We start from the raw sequence: 4,145 nt of genomic DNA, 5'->3' as shown, positions 1-4,145 counted from the left end.
CGGCTGGTTCACACAGATCGCGATCGTTAACACCGCAACGGGCGAAACTGTTGTAAACACGGCCGTCTTCTATGATCCAACTGCTCCAGGAAACGCACCGCTCGGAGCTGGCCAGACACGGCCGCGTAGTGTCACGCTGCAGCTACCGCACGGTTTGCGCGGTGCCGGTACGCTGGAAATCCATGTCACCGCCGACAGCAACCAGAACGGCATCGGCGCGATCATCGAAGCCGCCGAAGGGGTCGACGCCGAGGCAAACAACAGCGCCGTTCTCGAAGTCATTTCACAGCCGAGGCTCTATGCTGATCTCGAGGCCTCGAATGTATCGGCCCCAAGCTCCGGGCAGGGAGGCGGTACGGTCACGGTGGGCTGGACCGTCACCAACATCGGACCAGTCGATACCGGTGTCTCGAGTTGGAAGGACACGATTATCCTCAGCCGGGATTCGGTGTGGGGAAACGAGGACGACGTAGAGGTCGCGAGCTTCACTCGCACCGGGGCGCTCGCTCCGGACGCCAGCTACACGCGTCAGGAGACGGTCGCGTTGCCGCAGCGTCTTGATGGAACCTTCTTGCTGACCGTCCGCACCGATGCCGCAGGTGCGGTTACCGAACCGGACACCTTGAGTAATAATGTTGCGGTTCCCGTGACCATCGACCTGCAATCGCCTGCGGCGGATCTGGTCGTCGAGGTGGTCGTGGGGCCGCTCACCGGCCGCAGCGGAGAGCTGATCGACCTATCCTGGAGAGTCAGGAACCAGGGTGAAGCGACAGACGTGACTGTCTGGACGGATCGGATCGTGCTTTCCGCCGATGAGGTCGTCGACGCCACGGATCGCATTCTCGCCAATGTCGTGCACTCTGGCGCTCTGGCCAAGGACGGCACCTATGCCGGCCGTGCGACCGTCCGTCTTCCCGATGGTCTCCAAGGCAGCTTCCACCTCCTCGTGATCACAGACGCGGAGGCCCGCGTCTACGAACGCGATGCCACCGCCAACAATATTGGCCAGTCTCTCACGACGATGGCGGTGTCCGCGGCGCCGGCTGCGGATCTGGTGGTGACCGGCGTGGTTGCGCCAGCGTCCGGAGTACCGGGTCAACACCAGACAGTTACCTGGACCGTTCGCAACGACGGGGAAGGTGGCGCCCGTGCGCCGTGGACCGACAGGGTCTACCTGTCGAAAGACGGAACGCTGGCCACAGCCATAGTGATCGGAGAGGTCCGTCGCGTCTTTGATCTCGCAGTTGGCACCAGTTACGTCGGAACGGTCGACGTCACGCTTCCGGATGCCGCGGATGACACCTACCAGATTCTTGTCGTTACTGATGCGAGCCAGGAGGTTTACGAAGTTGACCGCGAGAGCAACAACGCGTTGGGCTCAACACTCGCACTAAGTCATCCCGACCTCACACCTTCCAATGTTCAGGCTCCCGCCACAATCGTGTCGGGCAGTGTCATGCAGGTGCGCTGGAATGTCCGTAACAACGGCACCGGGGCCGCCCTGAGCAGTTGGACCGACGCGATCTACCTCTCGCGTGATGACGTTATAGATGCAGAGGACATCAAGCTTGCCGACGTGCCTCATGTGGGCGGGCTTGATATTGATGGGGAGTATCTGGGCGAAGCGATAGTCACGGTGCCACTGTCTGCGTCGGGCGACTACAAGCTGATCGTCGTTGCGGACCAGCTTGACACCGTCCGCGAGCCTCAGGCAGAGGCTAACAACCTCGCCAGCAGTTCTCTGGATGTCACTTTGGCGCCCTATGCCGATCTCTCGGTTGGTAGCGTCACTGCGCCAGCGCTCACCGTTGGCGATCCAGCCCGCGTCACGATCGGATGGACTGTCACCAACCAAGGAACAGGCGTCGGCCAGACCCTGGCGTGGACCGATACGATCCTCGGTTCGCGAGACGACATCCTCGGCAACAGTGACGACATGGTCCTGGCGGAATTCCGTCACGATGGCGCTGTGGCTGTTGGCGGCAGTTATGATCGTAGCGAGCAGATCATGCTGCCCGCCGCATTGTCTGAACGTTTCACTCTGTTCGTTCGTACCGACTCCAAGTCGGAAGTATTCGAGAACGGATCGGAAGCAAACAATGCGGCAACGCCGGGACATCCCGTAGACGTGGTGCCGATACCCTACGCGGATCTGACGGTCACGGACTTGGTCGCGGATGCCTCGGCGCAGAGCGGCGGTCGGCTCAATGTCAGCTGGACTGTAAAGAACCAGGGCATAGGTGTGACGGACCGTGACCAATGGACGGATACGGTCACACTCATTGACGCCTCCGGACAGGCTGTCGCGGATGCGCGGTTTGACCATCTGGGAATTCTAGCCAACGATGCGAGCTACACCCGGTCGGCACAGATCGTGCTGCCGAACGGGCTCTCGGGACCCTATAGGCTCGTCGCCACCACCGGCGGTGTTTACGAGTTCGTCTTCACGGACAATAACGCGAGGACGTCCGATACTATCGAGGTCACCCTGGCGCCGAGCCCGGATCTGACCGTTACCGACGTCAAGGTTCCCGCTTCCGCTATCGAAGGAGATACGATCGACGTTTCCTGGACCGTCACCAATACAGGTCAGGGCGTCGCCAACGGTACGTGGAGCGACCGCATCGTGCTTCGTCCGCTCGCGGGTACGAACCTACCCGACCTCCAAGTCGGAACTTTCACCTTCAGCGGGGAGCTCACGTCAGGAAAATCGTACACGCGCACTGAGCAGTTCCGCCTGCCCGACAAGATCGAAGGCCTCTATCGCGCCTTCGTCGTCACCAATGCGCTGTTGCCAACCACCGACGAAGCCACCCTTCCGGAACCCAGCTACTTCCTCTACGAGCATGGCGCAGCAGCGACCAACAACAACACGGGCGATGACGGTACGCTTGCCGTCCAGCTCAAACCGAGAGCTGATCTGCAGGTTGAGACAGCGGTCGTGCCGGCTCGCGTGCCGGCTGGCGGAACGGCCTCGATCAAGTTCACGATCATCAACCAGGGGACGGTTCCGACAACGTCGCGGTGGAAGGATTCAGTTTATCTCTCCCTCGATAACCAGATCGATGCCGGGGACATGCTGGTCGGCACGTACGACAACCTTCTCGCACTCGACCCGGGCGGGCGGTACACGAAAGAGACTGGCCCGATCGAGATTCCGATACGGTTTCGCCGAGATGCCTATCTGGTCGTGCGTACGGACTCGACCGATCAAGTCGAGGAGTATCCGAACGACGCCAACAACACGCGTGCGTTCGCTTTCTTCGTCGAGCCCGAACCCCTGTCGGACCTGGTCACCGGGAGCGTTGTAGCGCCTGTCCAGGCCGTCGCAGGCTCGCAGATCGAGGTCCGCTTCACCGTTACGAACAAGGGTTCCTCAAGCACAAACAAGGACACCTGGTCTGACTCGGTCTGGCTGACGAAGGACCGTACGCGGCCAAGCCCGAGTAAGAACGGCGGCATCCTGCTCGGCAGTATCCAGCATAGCGGCGCGCTTCCTATCGGACAAAGCTATGACCAGGTCCTGAAGGTGACGCTGCCCGACAATCTGGCGTCAGGCACCTATTTCATCACACCCTGGAGCGATGCCTACGACGTCGTCCTGGAAGATACGCTTGCTGTCAACGTCAACCCCGATGATCCGAACGAATTCGACAACAACAACTACAAGGCACGGCAGATCCAGGTCCTCGGCCCGGAAACGATCACGCACCGGCCAGACCTTAAGGTGCTGTCGGTCAGCGGACCAACGCAGATCGATGCCGCCGGCCAATATACAGTCAAGTGGACGGTCGGAAATGCCGGCCCAGGCGATACTGGCGATGTTGGCTGGGTCGAGAGGATATGGATATCCGACCGCCCGACTCTCGGTGATGTCGGAGCGAAGGAGTGGCTCCTGGAGTCGTTTGATCGCAGCGGAGGATTGGCAGTCGGCGAAACGGCAACGGGCGAGCGAACCTATAATCTGTCACCGGCAATTCAGGGCCATTTTCTGATTGTCGACGTCGATGCGGTTGGTGCCGTTCCTGAAACCAACGAACTCAACAACGACCTGGTCGTCGCGTCGGAAGTCATACGCCATCCGGCTGACCTAAGAGTCACGCGGATCGAGGTTCCTGCCCAAAACTTCTCCGGCGAGAAGACGA

Annotated in this window: 1 protein-coding gene; it reads left to right on the top strand. The window is 60.7% G+C overall.

Translation table 11 applies throughout. The annotated features are described in order from the left end of the window. A partial coding sequence (locus EN914_RS26700) for a CARDB domain-containing protein (protein WP_206527245.1) occupies positions 1-4,145 on the top strand: 4,145 nt, incomplete at both ends.

This window comes from Mesorhizobium sp. M7A.F.Ca.CA.001.08.2.1, assembly GCF_003998455.1.
GTDB classification, from domain to species: domain Bacteria; phylum Pseudomonadota; class Alphaproteobacteria; order Rhizobiales; family Rhizobiaceae; genus Mesorhizobium; species Mesorhizobium ciceri.
This window is presented reverse-complemented; position numbering and strand designations above follow the sequence as displayed.